The sequence below is a fragment of the Nocardioides sp. genome (genome assembly GCF_035576065.1).
Lineage (GTDB): Bacteria > Actinomycetota > Actinomycetes > Propionibacteriales > Nocardioidaceae > Nocardioides.
The window spans coordinates 1-16,215 of sequence record NZ_DATLWX010000051.1 but is presented as its reverse complement, the minus strand read 5'-3'; the positions used below and the strand labels follow the sequence as shown (position 1 = coordinate 16,215).

Genomic DNA, 16,215 nt, shown 5'->3' with positions numbered 1-16,215 from the left:
TGACGTCCTAGCCGGGGTGGTGAGCGTGGGTGCCGGCCATGATCGAGGTGATCTCGGCTGCGAGCTCCGGCCCCACCGTGCCCCAGTTGCGCCCGTAGCCGTAGACGTCGCGCAGCGGCTGGGACGACTGCAGCCCGTCGATCAGATCGATGTCGTCGGCCGTGATCAGGGCAGGGTGGGCGACGCCAACCGCCTCGGAGACCTTGAGCAGGTCGCGCCGCAGCGTCTTGACGTAGTTGGCGACACGAACCGACTTCGACGCCGGGTCGAGGCCGTGCATCAGCCAGGCCTGCTGCGTGGCGACACCGGTCGGGCACTCGTCGGTGTGGCACTTCTGGGCCTGGATGCAGCCGATGGCCAGCATCGCCTCCCGGCCGACGTTGACCATGTCGCAGCCGAGGGCGAAGGCGACCAGAGCATTGTCGGGCAGCCCGAGCTTGCCCGCTCCGATGAAGGTGATGTCGTCGGTGAGCCCAGCCTCGGCGAAGCGCTTGTAGACCTTGGAGAAGCCCACCCGGAACGGGAAGGACACCGAGTCCGCGAACACCAGCGGCGCGGCGCCGGTGCCACCCTCGCCGCCGTCGATGTTGATGAAGTCGACCATGCGCTCGGGACTCATCGCGGCGATGAGGTCGTCCCAGAAGTCCATGTTGCCCACGGCGCTCTTGATACCGACGGGCAGGCCGGTGGCGTCGGCGACCATCTCCACGAAGTCGAGCATCGAGTCGACGTCGTGGAAGACCTTGTGCCGGCTCGGTGACGCACAGTCCACCCCGGCCGGGATCCCGCGGATCTCGGCGATCTCCTCGGTCACCTTGACCCCCGGCAGCATGCCGCCCAGACCGGGCTTGGCGCCCTGGGAGAGCTTGACCTCGATCATCCGTACCGGGGCTCCGGCGCAGAGGTCGACCAACCGCTGGAGGTCGAAGACCCCCTCGGCGTCGCGGCAGCCGAAGTAGGCGGTGCCGATCTGGAAGACGAGGTCACCGCCCTGGCGGTGGTACGGCGACAACGCGCCCTCGCCGGTGTTCTGGAGACAGCCGGCCAGCTCCGCGCCCTTGTTGAGTGCCGTGATCGCCGCGCTGCTCAACGAGCCGTAGCTCATCCCCGAGATGTTGACGATCGACTCGGGCCGGAACGCCTTGGCGCGTCCCCGTGCCTGGCCGATGACCTTGACGCACGGAAGCGGGGTCTCCTCGCCGGTGTGGGCGTGGGTGGAAGGGGCGACGTCGGAGAACGTGCGCTGCTTGATGATGGGGTAGCCGGTCTGGCCCTCGAGGTCGTTGTCGGTGCCGAATCCGAAGTAGTTGTTCTGCAGCTTCGAGCTCGCGTAGACCCAGCGCCGCTGGTCGCGGCTGAAGGGTCGTTCCTCGTCGTTGCTGGTCACGATGTACTGCCGCAGCTCGGGGCCGATGGTCTCGAGCATGTAGCGCAGGTTGGCGATCACCGGGAAGTTGCGCTTGAGGGCGTGTTCCTTCTGGGTGAGGTCTCGCACGGCCACCGCACCGACAGCGGCCGCGCCCAGGGCGGCGAGGGTCTTCTTCATGTGTCGTGTCTAGTCCTGCCTTCGCGCCTGGGCAACATCCCCTCGGGCGAGGAACCCGGCGTATCTTCTGAGCCCATGGACCTCCTTCCACCCAAACCCGACCAGCTGGTCTCGGCTGCGACCAACGTCGCCCACAAGGTCCTGTACGGCGGACTGGCCGATCTGCGGCCGATGCCGCGGACGCTGATCGACGACGGGGAGCTGCGCGAGGTCTACCACTACCGGCCGGCAGCACGCGTGGTCGAGTCGGGGGATCCGATCCTGCTCGTGACGCCCCTGGCCGCGCCTGCGCTGTGCTTCGACCTGCGACGCGGCTGCTCGCTGGTCGAGCACTTCGTCACCCGCGGTCGACGCACCTACCTCGTCGAGTACGGCCAGGTGTCCTTCCGCAACCGCAAGCTGGGCATGGAGCACTGGGTCGACGAGGTCCTGCCCGCTGCCATCAACGCCGTCTCGGACCATGCCGGCGGGCGTCCCGTGCACGTGATCGGGTGGAGCCTCGGGGGCATCTTCGCGATGCTCACCGCAGCCGACCAGCCGACGCTGCCGATCGCGTCGCTGACGGTGGTCGGCTCACCGGTCGACGTACGCAAGGTGCCTCTGGTGGCCCCGATGCGACCGCTCCTCAACCTCACCGAGGGCCGTGGTGGCATCACCCGCGCCTACCAAGCGCTCGGCGGGATCCCCACCCCGCTGGTGAAGTGGGCCTTCCAGCTCGCCAGCGTGCAGAAGATGGTCACCAAGCCGCTCGCCGTGGCGACCCACCTGGACGACGCCGACTACCTCGCCCAGATCGAGGCCGTGGACCGCTTCATGGCCAACATGATCGCCTACCCCGGTCGCAGCTTCGGCCAGCTCTACCACCGGATGATCAAGGGCAACGCCCTCGTCGAGGGGTCCATGCCCTTCGGTGACCGCAGCATCGAGCTCTCCGACATCGTGGCTCCGGTGCTCGTCTTCGGCGGTGCGACCGACGGGATCGCCCCCATCAAGGCGGTCAAGGCAGTCGTGCCCCTGTTGACCGGGTCGGCGGAGGTGCGCTTCGAGATCGTGCCGGGGGGTCACCTCGGGATGCTCACCGGCAGGGCAGCGCGCGACTCCACCTGGCGGGTGATGGACGAGTGGATCGAGAAGTGGTCGAGCAGCAGCCCCGGACCGACGGCGAAGAAGTCGACCGCCAAGAAGGCCTCCACCAAGAAGGCCACCTCCAAGAAGCCCGCGGCAAAGAAATCGCCCGCGAAGAAGAGGACCGCCAAGAAGGCAGCACCCAAGAAGACGACGGCCGCGAAGAAGAGGACCGCCAAGAAGACGTCCGGTGGTCCCGAGTCCATCGGGGCCAACCCCGTGCGCCGCTACGGCTCGGCCGGCTCGCGATCGCTCGGGTCCTGACGTGGCCGACTCGCCCGGAGCACTCCCCCGCAGCGTGCGCATCGGCTACGGCTCGGGCTCGGTGGCGACCGGCGCCTTCGGCACCGTGCCAGGCCTGATGCTCCTGCCCTACCTCACCGACGAGCTCGGCATCGCCGCGCTCTGGGCGGGACTGATCGTCTTCCTGCCCAAGGCCTGGGACGTGGTGCTGAACCCGATCGCAGGTCGCATCTCTGACCGCACCGTCGACCCGGCAGGACCGCGTCGCCCGTGGTTGCTCCGCGCCGGGATCATGCTGGCCGGTGCCTTCGCGCTCATCTTCGCAGCGCCCGACCTCGGGTCGCAGGGCCTCGAGGCCGCCTGGGTGCTGGTGTTCTTCGTGCTGGCTGCGTCGGCCTACGCCTTCTTCCAGGTGCCGTACGTCGCCATGCCAGCGGAGATCACCTCGAGCTACCACGAGCGCACGCGGCTGATGACGGCCCGCGTGGCGATCCTCGCCTTCACGATCATGCTGGCCGGCGCCACCGCGCCGGTGATCCGTGACGCGGTCGGGGGTCGGGCCGGCTACCGGGTGATGGGACTGGTGATGGCGCTGATCATCGCCGTGGGTGTCGTGAGTGCGTACCTCGGCACCCGACGCGCCCCGATCGGTGCCGTCGAGGCCGGGGCCGGGTCACTGCGCGACCAGCTGCGGATCGTGGCGACCGCCCGCGACTTCCGGCTGCTCCTGTCGACCTTCATGCTGCAGGGCCTGGCGATCGGGTGCATGCTCGCCGGGGTGGACTACCTGGCTCGCGAGGTTCTCGAGAACCAGGGAGCCTCGACGCTCCTGTTCGTATGCTTCGTCGGGCCGGCGTTGCTGCTCACGCCGGTCTGGGCCGCGTTCGGAGAGCGGGTCGGGAAGAAGCAGGGCTATGTCGTGGCCTCGTTGATCCTCGCTGCCGGCGCCGCCCTCGCCGCGTTCGCCCAGGTGGCTCCCGCCGCCGTCGTCTTCGCCGCCACAGCGCTGGTCGGTGTGGGCTACGCAGGTTGCCAGGTCTTCCCGATGGCCATGCTGCCCGACGCCGCCGCCACCGACGCCGCCCGCACCGGCGAGAACCGCGCAGGCGTCTACACCGGCGTGTGGACCGCAGGGGAGACCCTCGGCCTGGCGCTCGGACCGGGAGTGTTCGCGGTCGTGCTCGCCGCGGGCGGCTACGTCTCCTCGGAGGGCGGGGACGTGGCACAGCCGGAATCGGCCCTGACCGCGATCACCCTCGGGTTCTCGGTGCTGCCGGCCGTCCTGATCGTGCTGAGCCTGTGGTGGCTGAGCCGCTACACGCTCGACGCCGACGAGGTCGCGGCAGCCGTGCGCTCCGGGGTGGCAGCGTGAACGCGCTCGAGCGGCTCCACCTGCTGCAGGCCGGCGACCTGCCGGTCCACGGCGGACGGACCCTGGCCTATGTCTATGACGGCGGCGACGCGGAGGTCGACCGGGTGGGACGCGAGGCGGTTGCGGCGTACGCCGGGTCGAACGCCCTCGACCCCACTGCCTTCCCGTCGCTGCTCACGATGGAGAACGAGCTGATCGGCTTCGCGGCGCGGCTCTTGGATGCTCCCGACACCGTGGTGGGCACGGTGACCTCGGGCGGGACCGAGTCCATCCTGCTCGCCGTCCAAGGGGCTCGGGACTCGCGGCCCGACATCGAGCGGCCGACGATGGTGATCCCGTCCACGGCGCACGCTGCCTTCCACAAGGCTGCCCACTACTTCGGGGTGCGTGCCGTCGCGGTCCCGGTGGGTCCCGACTTCCGTGCCGATCCGGCGGCCATGGCGGCCGTCATCGACGACAGCACCGTGCTCGTCGTGGCGAGCGCTCCGTCGTACGCCCATGGGGTCATCGACCCGGTGAGCGAGATCGCCGCAGCGGCCTCGGCCGCCGGTGTGCGCTGCCACGTGGACGCCTGCATCGGTGGGTGGGTGCTGCCGTACGCCGCACGGCTGGGCCGACCGGTGCGAAAATGGACCTTCGCCGTCGAGGGCGTCACCTCGATCTCGGTCGACACCCACAAGTACGCCTACGCACCCAAGGGCACCTCGTTGCTGCTGCACCGCGACGCCGCGCTTCGACGCCCGCAGTTCTTCGCGTCCGCCGCGTGGCCCGGCTACACGATGCTCAACCAGACGACCCAGTCGACGCGCTCCGGCGGGCCGATCGCCGGGACGTGGGCTGTCGTCACGACGATCGGCGACGGGGGCTACCTCAGGCTGGCCGGCGAGGTGTTCGAGGCAGTCGACCGGATCGTCGACGCCATCGCCGCCGAGCCCGGGCTGCGCCTCGTCGTGGCACCCGACTCCACGCTGGTGACCTTCGCGACCGACGACTCGTGCGATCCGTTCACCGTGACCGACGAGCTCGTCTCGCGGGGGTGGTACGTCCAGCCGCAGCTGGCCTTCGAGGGGCAGCCGGCGTCCGTGCACCTGTCGGTGAGCGCAGCCACCCGGGCGCACCTCGACGACTTCACGGTTGCGCTGCGAGAGTCCGTGACGGCGGCACGGGAGGCTGGACCTGTGGTGGTCGACGACGACGTCGTGGCCTTCATCGCGGCCCTCGATCCGGCGGCCCTGAGCGACGCGGCCTTCGACGGCCTGTTGGCCGCGTCCGGCCTGGTGGGAGCCTCCGCCGACGGGTCGCTGGAGCTGCCGAGCCGGATGGCGCCGGTGAACGCCATGCTCGACCTGGCCTCGACGGCGATGCGCGAGGCATTGCTGGTCGCCTTCCTCGACCGGCTGTCGCGACCGTCAACGGGGCCTGCCGCGTGAGCGCGTTGCAGGGATTGGTCGACCAGGGCCTGGTGGCGCCCGACTGGGCCGCGGCCCTCGCCCCGGTCGACGAGCGCATCGGTGAGATGGGGCAGTTCCTCCGCGAGGAGGTGGCCTCCGGGCGGGGCTACCAGCCAGCCGGCGAGCTGGTCTTCCGAGCGTTCCAGCGCCCACTGGCCGAGGTACGTGTCCTCGTCCTGGGACAGGATCCCTATCCCAACCCTCGACACCCCATCGGCCTGAGCTTCGCCGTCGACCGGCACGTCCGGCCGCTGCCGCCGAGCCTGGCCAACATCTACCGCGAGCTGCACGACGACCTCGGGATCGAGCCTGCGGACCACGGGGACCTGTCCGCGTGGGCCGACCGGGGCGTGATGCTGCTCAACCGGGTCCTCACCGTGCGCCCCGGCGACTCGAACAGCCATCGCGGCAAGGGCTGGGAGCCCATCGCCGAGCGCGCCATCGCCGCGCTCGCCGAGCGAGGCGGTCCCTGCGCCGCGATCCTCTGGGGCGGCCCGGCGCAGAAGGCCGGGCCCCTGCTCGGCGCGATCCCGTGGGTCGCGTCCGCGCACCCGTCGCCGCTGTCGGCCTACCGCGACTTCTTCGGGTCGAAGCCCTTCAGCCGGGTCAACCGGCTGCTCGCCGACCAGGGTGCGGAGCCGGTCGACTGGACGCTGCCGGACGCCTGAGCGTCGGGTCACATCCCGTCCGGTCGAATAAAGTCCGAGTTTCAACTATTATGTCCGCGTGAGCCCTCGCATGCCAGCCCTCTACATCGGGCACGGTGCCCCGCCGCTGCTCGATGACCCCGTGTGGTCCGGGCAGCTGGCGTCGCTGGCCAGCAACCTCCCCGTCCCCTCGGCGATCCTGATCGTGAGCGCTCACTGGGAGTCGGCGCCGGTGAGCCTGTCGGCCAACCAGGCGCCGCTCGTCTACGACTTCGGCGGGTTCGCCCCGAAGTACTACCGGATGACCTACGAGACGCCGGACTCCAGCGCACTGGCCCGACGGGTGGCCGCGATGATGCCGAGCGACGAGCCGGTCCACCAGCACCGCAGCCGCGGGCTCGACCACGGCGCCTGGGTTCCGCTGACGATCATGTATCCCGACGCCGACATCCCTGTCCTACAGATGTCGCTGCCCACCCACGACCCGGTGAAGCTGTTGGCGCTCGGCGAGCGGCTCAAGCCGCTGCGCGACGAGGGCGTGCTCATCATCGGGTCCGGCTTCCTCACCCACGGCCTGCCGTTCCTCACCGATTGGAGCATCGACGCCGCGGTGCCCGGCTGGTCGCACGACTTCGATGCGTGGGCTGCCGAGGCGATGGCGCGAGGCGACGTCGATGCCTTGGCGGCATACGCCTCGAAGGCCCCTGGCATGGCGTACGCCCATCCGACCGTCGAGCACTACACCCCGCTCTTCGTCACACTCGGCGCCGCCACCACCCCGGACGAGCCGGGCGCACAGGTCATCGACGGCTTCTGGCTGGGCCTGTCGAAGAGGTCGCTGCAGGTCGCGTGAATCCCGGTGGCCCTAGCCTGACCTGGTGAAGATCCTCTCCATCCAGTCCTCGGTCGCCTACGGCCACGTCGGCAACTCCGCGGCCGTCTTCCCGCTCCAGCGGCTGGGCCACGAGGTGTGGCCGGTGTCCACCGTGCACTTCTCCAACCACACGGGGTACGGCGCCTGGCGCGGCCCGCTCCTGTCGCCCGACGACGTCGCCGCGGTCATCACCGGCATCGCCGAACGCGGGGTCCTGCCCTCGTGCGATGCCGTGCTGTCGGGCTACCAGGGTGGGGCCGGGATCGCCGAGGTGATCCTGTCCGCGGTGGCCCAGGTCAAGGCAGCCAACCCTGCTGCGACGTACACGTGTGACCCCGTGATGGGCAACGCCACGTCCGGCTGCTTCGTCGACCCGGCGATCCCCCCGATCATCCGCGAGCTGGTGGTGCCGCAGGCGGACGTCATCACGCCCAACCAGTTCGAGCTCGGCTTCCTCACCGACACCGCGCCGACCTCCCTGTCGGACACGCTGGCCTCGGCCGACCTGGCCCGGCAGATGGGCCCCGCGACGGTGCTGGTGACCTCGGTGTTCGACGGGGACGCCGAGACCTCAGAGACCATCGGGATGCTGGCCGTCACGGGCGACGGTGCCTGGCTCGTCGAGACACCCAGGTTGGCGATGAAGGCCAACGGGTCGGGCGACATCACCGCCGCCATGTTCACTGCCCACCTGCACGAGACCGGCTCCCCCGCCGAGGCGTTGGCCCGCACGGCGTCGTCGGTCTTCGCCGTGCTGAAGGCGACCCTCGAGTCGGGCGAGCGCGAGCTGCGGTTGGTCGCCGCCCAGGACGCGATCGCCCACCCGGCGTGCGAGTTCGCGGTCAGGCAGGTCCGGTGACAGCCCAGGGCTGGCATCCCGAGCTTCCCGGCCCGTCCAGGCCCGACCGGTTCCTGGCCCTGCTCGCCGCCGTCGGTCTGCTCACGGTGATCACCCCCGTGCTGGCGGTGGTGTCGTTCTACGCCGTCGGCTACTCGATGGAGCTGTTGCTCGACGACGAGGATGCCTGCCGGACCTATGCGTGCGGCATCGGCACGGGTTTCCTCCTGATGTACTCCTCGTTCGGCTGGATGTGCGTCAGCTGGATCGGCGGCCTGGTGACGGCGACCCTGGCGACCCGGAAGACGGTCTCCGTGGGTCGTGCGGTTGTCGCGGCGCTGCTCACGGCACTGGGGGTGACGGTCATCGCCGTGGTCGTCGGCTTCGCGTGGGTGGTCTTGTCGGTGTGACCGGGTCGATTTGCCTATGAGGCGGCAAAGCCGAGCGCGCCAAGTCGTCGCCGCGCATCGGAGAGACCCTTCTCGTTGTCTGCGTGCTCGATTCCGCCGGTGAGATCGTTCGAGGCGAGCCGTCCAGCGAAGTAGGCGCCCTGGACCGCTTCGCGGAAGCGGCTGAACGCCTCAAGGTGTCGCATCTCGTCGGCGGAGAGCGGGCCTTGCGACTGGTAGGTGTTGAGGAATGCGGAGGCGTGCTCGATACCGCCGAGGTACATGACGGCAGATGCCACGTCGTAGAGGACGGGTCCCCGCCGTGCCCCGGTCCAGTCGATCAGGCCGGTCACCCCTGTTGTGTCGTTGTGGATGAACGCCTCGGGCGCAGGGTCGGTGTGCAGCACCGACCACGTGAGGGTCAGCGGATCGGTCTCGTGTCGCACTGCCTCAATTGCCGCCGTGAGCCACTGATGATCGCCGACCCCGGGCATCTGGGGTGAGAGCCAGTCCAACGCGAACGTGGCCGTGTTGGGCCCGAGGGTGGGCGAGCTTGCGGAGTGGACGCCCGCCAGCGTGCTGGCGATCCATCCCTGCTCTTCGTCGGACTCTCCGCCCAGCTCCCGGCCCGGCACATGGGCTAGCAGCGCCAGTGCCGGCTCGGTCAGGACCATCCTGCCGTCGCGGGTGGGAACAGGAGGCCCGGTGACGAACCCGGCCTCGGCGAGCGTCGTCGCAACCTCACCACCTGCCACCAAGGCAGCGGCCATCTCGGGCGAGACCGCCTTCGCCACATAGGTTGACCCTTCATGCTCGACCAGCCAGGTGTCGGAGTTCATGCCCCCGTCCATCGGGGTCACGCTGGCGTCGTCGATGCCCCAGAACCTCGCCAAGAACTCAGTCGGGTTGTTCACCGGGGCACCTCTCATTGGGTGGCTGGGGGACGTGGAAGCTCAAAGTGCCACCCCACCAGACACACCCGGTCGTTGCGTACGGCGCTGGCGGCCGTCGGCACCCACGGGTGGAGCTGCCAGATGCTCATCGGCTCACCCGGCGCAGGCAGCTCCAGCTCTCCGTCGTACTCGTCCGACGACCGCTCCGCCACGAGCTCCTGGCAGTCGCGGACCGTGAAGCCGGCGCCGAGAGCAGCACGGAGGATCTCTCCCGTCGAGTGGTTCCACTCGCGGATGTAGCCGATCTCGCCCTTCGAGTTGTGCTCCAGCAGCGGCGAGAGCCGTGAGCCGGGGAAGTATCCGACCATCGAGCACAGCAGCAGGTGGCCACCGGGACGCAACACCCGCACCGCCTCGGCGAACGCGGGACCGAGGTCGTCGACATGGTTGATCGCCAGCGCGTTCACCACGACGTCCGCGCACGCATCGGGCACGGGCATCGCCGCCACGTCGGCCAGGTCGAACTCCACGTCCGGCAGCTTCGTGCGGGCCAGGTCGAGCATCCCGGGCGACGAGTCGAAGCCGCGGACACGGTGGCCACGCGCGGCGAGATGGCCTGCGTAGCGGCCCGTCCCGCACATCGCGTCGATGGCGTCGCCGGGCGGCAGGGTGTCGAGGATCGGCAGGAGCACGGACTCGTCCATGGCGAAGAACGGGTTGTCCGGACTGTCGTAGGCGGGCGCCCAGACGTCGTACCCCTCTGCGCTCGGCATCGGCTCGAGGTCGACCCCGTCGCCGAAGTCGTCGGCACGGTCGAGCAGGGCCCGGACCTCGGCGATGCGCGCCTGCGTGAAGTCGCGGTCGTGGTCACCGGCGAAGGCCCGCATCAGGGCGAGCCCCTCCAGACCGAGGAGGTAGGCGAGGGGGTGCTGGTGGATGGACATGCGTGCACCCTCGTCGTGCACGTACCCCAGGTCAACGGGTTTGCAGGAGGGCCTCAGCCCAGAGAGCCGGTGACAGGAATTGAACCCGCGACATCCATATTACAAGTATGGCGCTCTACCAACTGAGCTACACCGGCGCGCACCAGCGGGCGCGCGCACATGCTAGTTGACTAGGGTTCCGCTCGTGCCGGACCTCCTACGACTGCCCCACCACGACGGGTCTCCGACCTACGTCGAGTCGGAGGCACCCCGGCTCGGGGAGACGGTCACCCTCCGGATGCGCAGTCACCCCGACGACCCGATCCAGGACGTGTGGCTGCGCACGACGTACGACGCCGAGCCCGTCTTCCTCCGGTTGGCGAGGACCTGCGGCGACGATCACACGGTCTGGTGGTCGGGCGACCTGCTGGTGCACAACCCGGTCACCCACTACCGCTTCCTCCTGGTCCGCCCCGACGGCACCCAGCTCTGGCTGACCGGCTCCGGGCTCGTCGACATCGACGTGCCGGACGCCGGTGACTTCAAGCTCAGCTCGCACGCTCCCGCGCCCGACTGGGCCCGGGACGGAGTCGTCTACCAGATCTTCCCCGACCGGTTTGCCCGCTCGACCACTGCCGATGACCGTCCGACCCCGCCGTGGGCGGTGCCCGCGAGGTGGGACGACACCGTGGTCTTCGAGCTCGACGACCCGCGCACCGCCGTCCAGCTCTACGGCGGCGACCTCGACGGGATCGTCGAGCACCTCGACCACCTGGAGCGGGTCGGCGCCGACATCGTCTACACCACCCCGGTCTTCCCGGCCGAGAGCAACCACCGCTACAACGCCACCACCTTCGTCGAGGTCGATCCGCTGCTCGGGGGCGATGCGGCCTACGAACGCCTGAGCACCGCCGTGCACGAGCGGGGGTGGCGGATCCTCGGCGACCTGACGACCAACCACACGGGCGACACCCACGAGTGGTTCACCAGCGCGCAGGCCGATCCGGAGTCGGCCACGCGGTCGTTCTACTACTTCGGCGAGGACGGCTCCTACGCCGACTGGATGGGCTTCGCCACGTTGCCCAAGATCAACCACGGAGATCCCGACCTGCGTGCGGCGATGGTCGAGGGGCCGGGCTCGGTCGTCGGGCGCTGGCTGCAGCCGCCGTACGACGTCGACGGCTGGCGCATCGATGTCGCCAACATGACCGGCCGCCTCGGGGCACTCGACGTGGCTCATGAGGTCGCTCGCGCCGTACGCCGCACGTCCGAGTCGCTGCGGGAGGACCCTTTCGTCATCGGCGAGCACAACCATGACGCCTCCGGCGACGTCGACGGTGACGGCTGGCACGCGACCATGAACTACTCCGGGTTCTCGTGGCCGGTCTGGTCGTGGCTGCGCTCGGAGGACACCCCCGCGAGGGCGTTCGGCCGACCGGTCCAGGTGGCTCGTCGCACCGGACCCGCGGTCGTCGAGACGTTCCGCACCTGGCAGGGCGTGCTCGGCTGGCGTGCCACCACCTCGAGCTGGAACCTCGTCGGCTCCCACGACTCCGCGCGCATCCGCACCCTGGTCGGCGGCGATCCCGCCCTCCACCGCGTGGCGGCCGGGCTGCAGTTCACGATGCCGGGCGTCCCGATGCTGTTCGCCGGCGACGAGCTCGGGCTCGAAGGCGTCGTCGGTGAGGACTCCCGGCGGCCGATGCCCTGGGGCGACGAGGCGTCCTGGGACACCGCCACCATGACGGCCTACGCAGAGCTGGCACGCGTACGCCGCTCGCGGGCCGCGCTCCGCAGAGGCGGTCAGCGGTGGGCGCACGTCGACGACGACACCATCGCCTTCGTGCGCGAGCACGCCGACGGGTCCGTGCTGGTGGTCGCGCGCCGGGCGGCCAGCCCCTCGTTCTCGCTCCCGCTGAATCTCGGTGACCACCTCCTCGGCACTGAGCCCGGCGCGCCCCTCGTCGAGATGACGGACAGGGCGTCGTCGGTCATCCCGGCCAGCGACGGGCCGCGGCTGGACGTCTGGGCATTGTCCGACGACCTGTGACGGCCCTGTCACAACCCGGGAGCGGCGATCGTCATACAGGTGACCCACTCACCCGGACCGAACGGAAACCCCATGACGACCGCCACCAAGACCATGACCTGTCGCCAGCTGGGCGGCCCTTGCGACCTCGAGCACTCCAGCCAGACCGCGGACGACGTCATCAAGTCCCAGGACCAGCACCTCAAGGAGGCGGAGAAGGCCGGAGACGCCACCCACCAGGAGGCGCGCGACGCGATGAAGGGGCGCTGGCGGCGTCCCAAGAAGTCGCTCGACTGGTACAACGCCACGAAGCGGGCCTTCGCCGAGCTGCCCGAGGACTGAACACCCTCGACTCCTCGACGCGCGTCGAGCGCCGCGTCGAGTAGGTTCGCGACATGGCCCTGCGCATCGTCGCGAGCAGGCCCGACCCCGCCATCGTCACGTTGCCGTGGTCGACGCCGCTCGAGGAGTGGACCGACGACCACGTCGTCCCCCTGCCACGGGGGCTCAGCCGGCACATCGTGCGGATCGTCCGGCTGGGTCAGCGCACGTACGCCGTCAAGGAGACCCAAGAAGACATCGCGTTCCGGGAGTACCGCCTCCTGCGCAACCTGCAGCGCGAAGGCATGCCGACGGTGGTCCCCCAAGGCGTCGTCACCGGGCGCACCGACGCCGCCGGCGAGGACCTGAACGCCGCGCTGCTCACCGAGCACCTCCAGTTCTCGCTGCCCTACCGGAGCCTCTTCTCCCACGGCATGACGGCCGACAACCTCCCCAGCCTCGTCGACGCGATCGTGGTGCTGCTCGTCCGGCTCCACCTGGCCGGCTTCTACTGGGGCGACGTGTCGCTGAGCAACGTCCTGTTCCGTCGCAGTGCGGGCGAGTTCGCGGCCTACCTCGTCGACGCCGAGACCGGCGAGCACCACGACACCGTCAGCGACCGGATGCGCGAGCACGACATCACGGTCGGGACCGAGAACATCTTCGCCGAGCTGATGGACCTGCAGGCCAGCGGAGCGGTGGGCACCGATCTCGATGCCCTTGCGATCATCGCCCGGCTGCGAGAGCAGTACGAGAACCTGTGGCACGAGCTGACGCGCACCGAGGAGTTCAACTCCGAGGAGATGTGGCGCATCGAGGAGCGGATCGAGCGCCTCAACCAGCTCGGCTTCGACGTCGACGAGCTCGACATCATCACCGACTTCGACGGCGACCGGATCCGCATCCAGCCCAAGGTCGTGGAGCTCGGACACCACCGACGCGAGCTGCAGGCGCTGACCGGGATGACCGTCGAGGACAACCAGGCCCGGCGTCTCCTCAACGACCTCGCGTCCTTCATCGCTCATCACGACCTGGGTCGCGAGGACCGCCACCTCGTCGCCAACAAGTGGCTCACCGAGATCTACGAGCCGATCATGGCGATGATCCCGTCCGAGGCGCGCGGCAAGCTCGAGCCGGCGGAGGTCTTCCACGAGATCCTCGTCCACCGGTGGTACCTCTCGGAGCAGGCCGGCGAGGAGGTCGGCATCCTCGACACGGCCCGCAGCTACATCGACACCGTGCTGACCAGCAAGCCCGACGAGGCCATCACCGCCGACGACGACGTCTCGCCGGGCTGAGGTCGCCCGGCACCTCGACGTTCCAGACCCCCCAGATGCCGATACTTGTTCGGAACCATCACGCCGATCGCAGCGTGGGGGAGGTTTCGCGTTTCAGGTGATTGTGATGCCGGTGATGGGGGCTCCCGGCGGAAGGGACCTGACCTGACCGTGTACCTGGCCAGCGACGTTGACGGTCACGACGAAGTCGGCGATCTCCAAATTTTCCATCGAGAGTTCGCCGCCGAGAACTGGCGGCGTCTTGAACGACAAGATTTGGTCGGGGGCGGGCTCCAGCCCTGCGTCTGCGGCAGCTTGTGCCAGCCCGATCATGAGGTAGTGGTCTTGCGCCGTAGGAGTGTTGATGTCGGTTTGGAAGGCGGCAGCGTCCGGCCACACCAGTTGTAGCCGCCCTTCGACCGTGTCCAAGAACGAGAACGAGCCATCCTGACTCTGCAAGAACACATCGCCGAACGCGTTGGTCAAGGCTGGAGTCATACCTGAAAGTCCTTCGAGCCAGGTCCACGACTCGAGAGCCTGAGCGTAGGCGTCGACTCCGAATCGACGGATCGTCTGCATTCCGTCACCTTAGGGCTACGTCAGGTCATCGGCGGACGCCCGTATCCCGATCCCGCTGTGGTCACGTCGGCGCGATCTGTCTCCGGTGACGACTTGGGGGCCTGGCGTCTCGTCGTGGCCAGCTCGCCGGCGTAGGCGTCGTTCGCCGACACGGGACGACTTCCGGCCGCTCCGCCTTGGGTGGTTGAAGATCACGACGTCCGATGACCGAAGTTCCTGTCCTGCCCGGCGATCATGGAACACTTCGGGCAATGCCCGCAGACCGCAAACCTCGCCGAGCAGACGTCACGGCGGTCGAACTCGTTGGTGGTATCGAAAAGCGCGACCTCGTGCTGGCCGACTACGACCCGAACTGGCCCAGCTGGTACCGCAGCCACGAACGTCGGATCACCACCGCTCTGGGAACAGGCGTCCAAGTCGAGCACACTGGTTCGACATCGGTGCCGGGGCTAGCAGCGAAGCCGATCCTCGACATCCTCGTCGCCGTTGAGGACATCACGGCCGAAGAGGACTACCTCGACCAGCTTGTGGACGCCGGCTACGAACTCCGCGTCCGGGAGCCCGGACACCGCATGGTGCGCACCCCGGCCCGCGATGTCCATGTGCACATCCACGGAATCGGGGACCTGGAGGCGCTGGATCTCCTGTGTTTTCGCGACCGCCTGCGCTCGGATCCGGAGGATCGCGACCTGTACGAGCGAACCAAGCGCGCCCTGATCGATCAGGACTGGCCGGACATGAACGCCTACGCCGAAGCCAAGTCGGCGGTCATCGCCGAGATCAAGGGACGCGCCCGGAAGTCGTAGCGTGCACGGCCGGCCTGATGTGCCGGGATCTGTCGCCTCCCGCACGGCCTGGCGGACGCGCGCCGTAAGGCGATCCGCTACCGACGATGAGCCGCCGCTCAGTCTGCGCAGTCGACCGCGATTGCGAGGGCGGCGCAGATCTCTCGCATCCGGGCCTCGGCCACTCGTCCCAGTCGTTCGACAAGGATCGCGATCGAGACGCTTTCGATCGAGTCGAGATTGACCGCCGAGCGAAGTGGCACCGGGTCGTCACCGGGTTCGAGGAGGACTTCGCTCGGGAGGCCTCTGATGGTGGTGGTACAGGGGGCGATGAGTGCGCGACGGTGGCGCGGAATGACTGCGTCTCGAGACAGGACGACGACGGGTCTGCGGCCGATCTCCGCCATCTCACACCACCACATCTCCCCTCGCGAGGGAAGGTCCGTCATGACGCCGCGACCGCCCGTCGGAACGAGGCCAAGTCTCCCCATTCGTCTGGCTCGTCGAGAGGGTGCGCGTCGTACGCGGCGTAGCTGGCGTCCACTTCGGCCGAGCGGTGGCGAGCCAGCAGGGCAGCGAGAGCTTCGTCAACAAGTGCGGAGTCAGGCTTCCCGGACGCCTTGCGGGCGCTCTCGAGGAGGCCGGCGTCCACCGTGGTGCTCAAGCGTGTGCGACTCATGCCACAATCATGCCACGAGCAGGCCGCGGCTGGAAGTTCGCGAGCGGAAGACGATCCAGCACTGGCGCGGTCCGCGAGCCGATCCATCACCGGCGCTGACGTGCGGCAGGCCCGTCGTACCGCCGTGGAACAGACGCGCAACCGCGACGGCGGCTTCTGGTGCTGCCACACCGACCCCCGAGCTGCGGCCGCCGCCATTCACGGCCAGGTCGAACGAGGCACCCTCCGCGCGATCGTCGCGGCC

General features: G+C 69.2%; 17 protein-coding genes and 1 tRNA gene. 11 read left to right on the top strand and 7 right to left on the bottom strand.

Annotated features, from left to right (window positions below; genetic code table 11):
• Positions 1–7: 7 nt before the first annotated feature.
• Entirely contained in the window at positions 8–1,546 is a 1,539-nt protein-coding gene (locus VNJ48_RS22515; protein WP_325606035.1) for an FMN-binding glutamate synthase family protein, read from the bottom strand.
• Between the two features lie 75 nt (positions 1,547–1,621).
• Between VNJ48_RS22515 and VNJ48_RS22510 the strand changes: the two genes are divergently transcribed.
• The 7 genes from VNJ48_RS22510 to VNJ48_RS22480 are packed head-to-tail and all read left to right on the top strand — an operon-like array spanning position 1,622 to position 8,506.
• Positions 1,622–2,935, top strand: coding sequence for an alpha/beta fold hydrolase (locus tag VNJ48_RS22510; RefSeq protein WP_325606034.1), 1,314 nt, complete (start codon positions 1,622–1,624; stop codon positions 2,933–2,935).
• Position 2,936: 1 nt separating this feature from the next.
• Entirely contained in the window at positions 2,937–4,286 is a 1,350-nt protein-coding gene (locus VNJ48_RS22505) for an MFS transporter (protein ID WP_325606033.1), read from the top strand.
• A complete protein-coding gene (locus VNJ48_RS22500) occupies positions 4,283–5,716 on the top strand; it encodes a pyridoxal phosphate-dependent decarboxylase family protein (protein WP_325606032.1) in 1,434 nt (477 codons plus the stop codon). The genes VNJ48_RS22505 and VNJ48_RS22500 overlap by 4 nt, the downstream gene beginning before the upstream one ends.
• Complete coding sequence (locus tag VNJ48_RS22495; protein ID WP_325606031.1) at positions 5,713–6,405, top strand: uracil-DNA glycosylase; 693 nt, start codon at positions 5,713–5,715, stop codon at positions 6,403–6,405. Before VNJ48_RS22500 ends, VNJ48_RS22495 begins: the two co-directional genes overlap by 4 nt.
• Positions 6,406–6,463: 58 nt before the next feature.
• Positions 6,464–7,237, top strand: coding sequence for a class III extradiol ring-cleavage dioxygenase (locus VNJ48_RS22490; RefSeq protein ID WP_325606030.1), 774 nt, complete (start codon positions 6,464–6,466; stop codon positions 7,235–7,237).
• Positions 7,238–7,262: 25 nt separating this feature from the next.
• Positions 7,263–8,117, top strand: a complete 855-nt coding sequence (gene pdxY / locus VNJ48_RS22485) for a pyridoxal kinase PdxY (RefSeq protein WP_325606029.1) — start codon at positions 7,263–7,265, stop codon at positions 8,115–8,117.
• Positions 8,114–8,506 carry a hypothetical protein gene (locus VNJ48_RS22480; protein ID WP_325606028.1) on the top strand — a complete coding sequence of 131 codons (393 nt, stop codon included), beginning with the start codon at positions 8,114–8,116 and terminating at the stop codon, positions 8,504–8,506. The genes pdxY and VNJ48_RS22480 overlap by 4 nt, the downstream gene beginning before the upstream one ends.
• A gap of 14 nt (positions 8,507–8,520) precedes the next feature.
• Here VNJ48_RS22480 and VNJ48_RS22475 read toward each other — a convergent pair whose 3' ends face one another.
• The 3 genes from VNJ48_RS22475 to VNJ48_RS22465 all read right to left on the bottom strand — a co-directional run bounded on the left by VNJ48_RS22475 (position 8,521) and on the right by VNJ48_RS22465 (position 10,459).
• Positions 8,521–9,399, bottom strand: coding sequence for a phosphotransferase enzyme family protein (locus VNJ48_RS22475; RefSeq protein ID WP_325606027.1), 879 nt, complete (start codon positions 9,397–9,399; stop codon positions 8,521–8,523).
• An 11-nt stretch (positions 9,400–9,410) separates the two neighbouring features.
• A complete protein-coding gene (locus tag VNJ48_RS22470) occupies positions 9,411–10,322 on the bottom strand; it encodes a class I SAM-dependent methyltransferase (RefSeq protein ID WP_325606026.1) in 912 nt (303 codons plus the stop codon).
• Between the two features lie 64 nt (positions 10,323–10,386).
• Positions 10,387–10,459: transfer RNA gene (locus tag VNJ48_RS22465), tRNA-Thr, on the bottom strand.
• A 47-nt stretch (positions 10,460–10,506) separates the two neighbouring features.
• Here VNJ48_RS22465 and VNJ48_RS22460 point away from each other — a divergent pair.
• The 3 genes from VNJ48_RS22460 to VNJ48_RS22450 all read left to right on the top strand — a co-directional run bounded on the left by VNJ48_RS22460 (position 10,507) and on the right by VNJ48_RS22450 (position 13,949).
• On the top strand, positions 10,507–12,351 hold the full coding sequence (locus VNJ48_RS22460) for a glycoside hydrolase family 13 protein (protein WP_325606025.1): 1,845 nt from the start codon (positions 10,507–10,509) through the stop codon (positions 12,349–12,351).
• A gap of 72 nt (positions 12,352–12,423) precedes the next feature.
• Positions 12,424–12,672: a hypothetical protein gene (locus VNJ48_RS22455; RefSeq protein ID WP_325606024.1), complete on the top strand. Its 249-nt coding sequence runs from the start codon at positions 12,424–12,426 to the stop codon at positions 12,670–12,672.
• 53 nt (positions 12,673–12,725) lie between these two features.
• Positions 12,726–13,949: a DUF4032 domain-containing protein gene (locus tag VNJ48_RS22450; RefSeq protein ID WP_325606023.1), complete on the top strand. Its 1,224-nt coding sequence runs from the start codon at positions 12,726–12,728 to the stop codon at positions 13,947–13,949.
• 93 nt (positions 13,950–14,042) lie between these two features.
• Here the strand turns inward: VNJ48_RS22450 and VNJ48_RS22445 are convergent, their stop codons facing one another.
• A complete protein-coding gene (locus VNJ48_RS22445) occupies positions 14,043–14,507 on the bottom strand; it encodes a T6SS immunity protein Tdi1 domain-containing protein (protein WP_325606022.1) in 465 nt (154 codons plus the stop codon).
• Between the two features lie 251 nt (positions 14,508–14,758).
• Between VNJ48_RS22445 and VNJ48_RS22440 the strand changes: the two genes are divergently transcribed.
• A complete protein-coding gene (locus VNJ48_RS22440) occupies positions 14,759–15,313 on the top strand; it encodes a GrpB family protein (protein ID WP_325606021.1) in 555 nt (184 codons plus the stop codon).
• A 98-nt stretch (positions 15,314–15,411) separates the two neighbouring features.
• Here the strand turns inward: VNJ48_RS22440 and VNJ48_RS22720 are convergent, their stop codons facing one another.
• A complete protein-coding gene (locus tag VNJ48_RS22720; protein ID WP_414689980.1) occupies positions 15,412–15,714 on the bottom strand; it encodes a type II toxin-antitoxin system PemK/MazF family toxin in 303 nt (100 codons plus the stop codon).
• Between the two features lie 23 nt (positions 15,715–15,737).
• On the bottom strand, positions 15,738–15,971 hold the full coding sequence (locus tag VNJ48_RS22435) for a hypothetical protein (RefSeq protein ID WP_325606020.1): 234 nt from the start codon (positions 15,969–15,971) through the stop codon (positions 15,738–15,740).
• Positions 15,972–16,215: the final 244 nt, after the last annotated feature.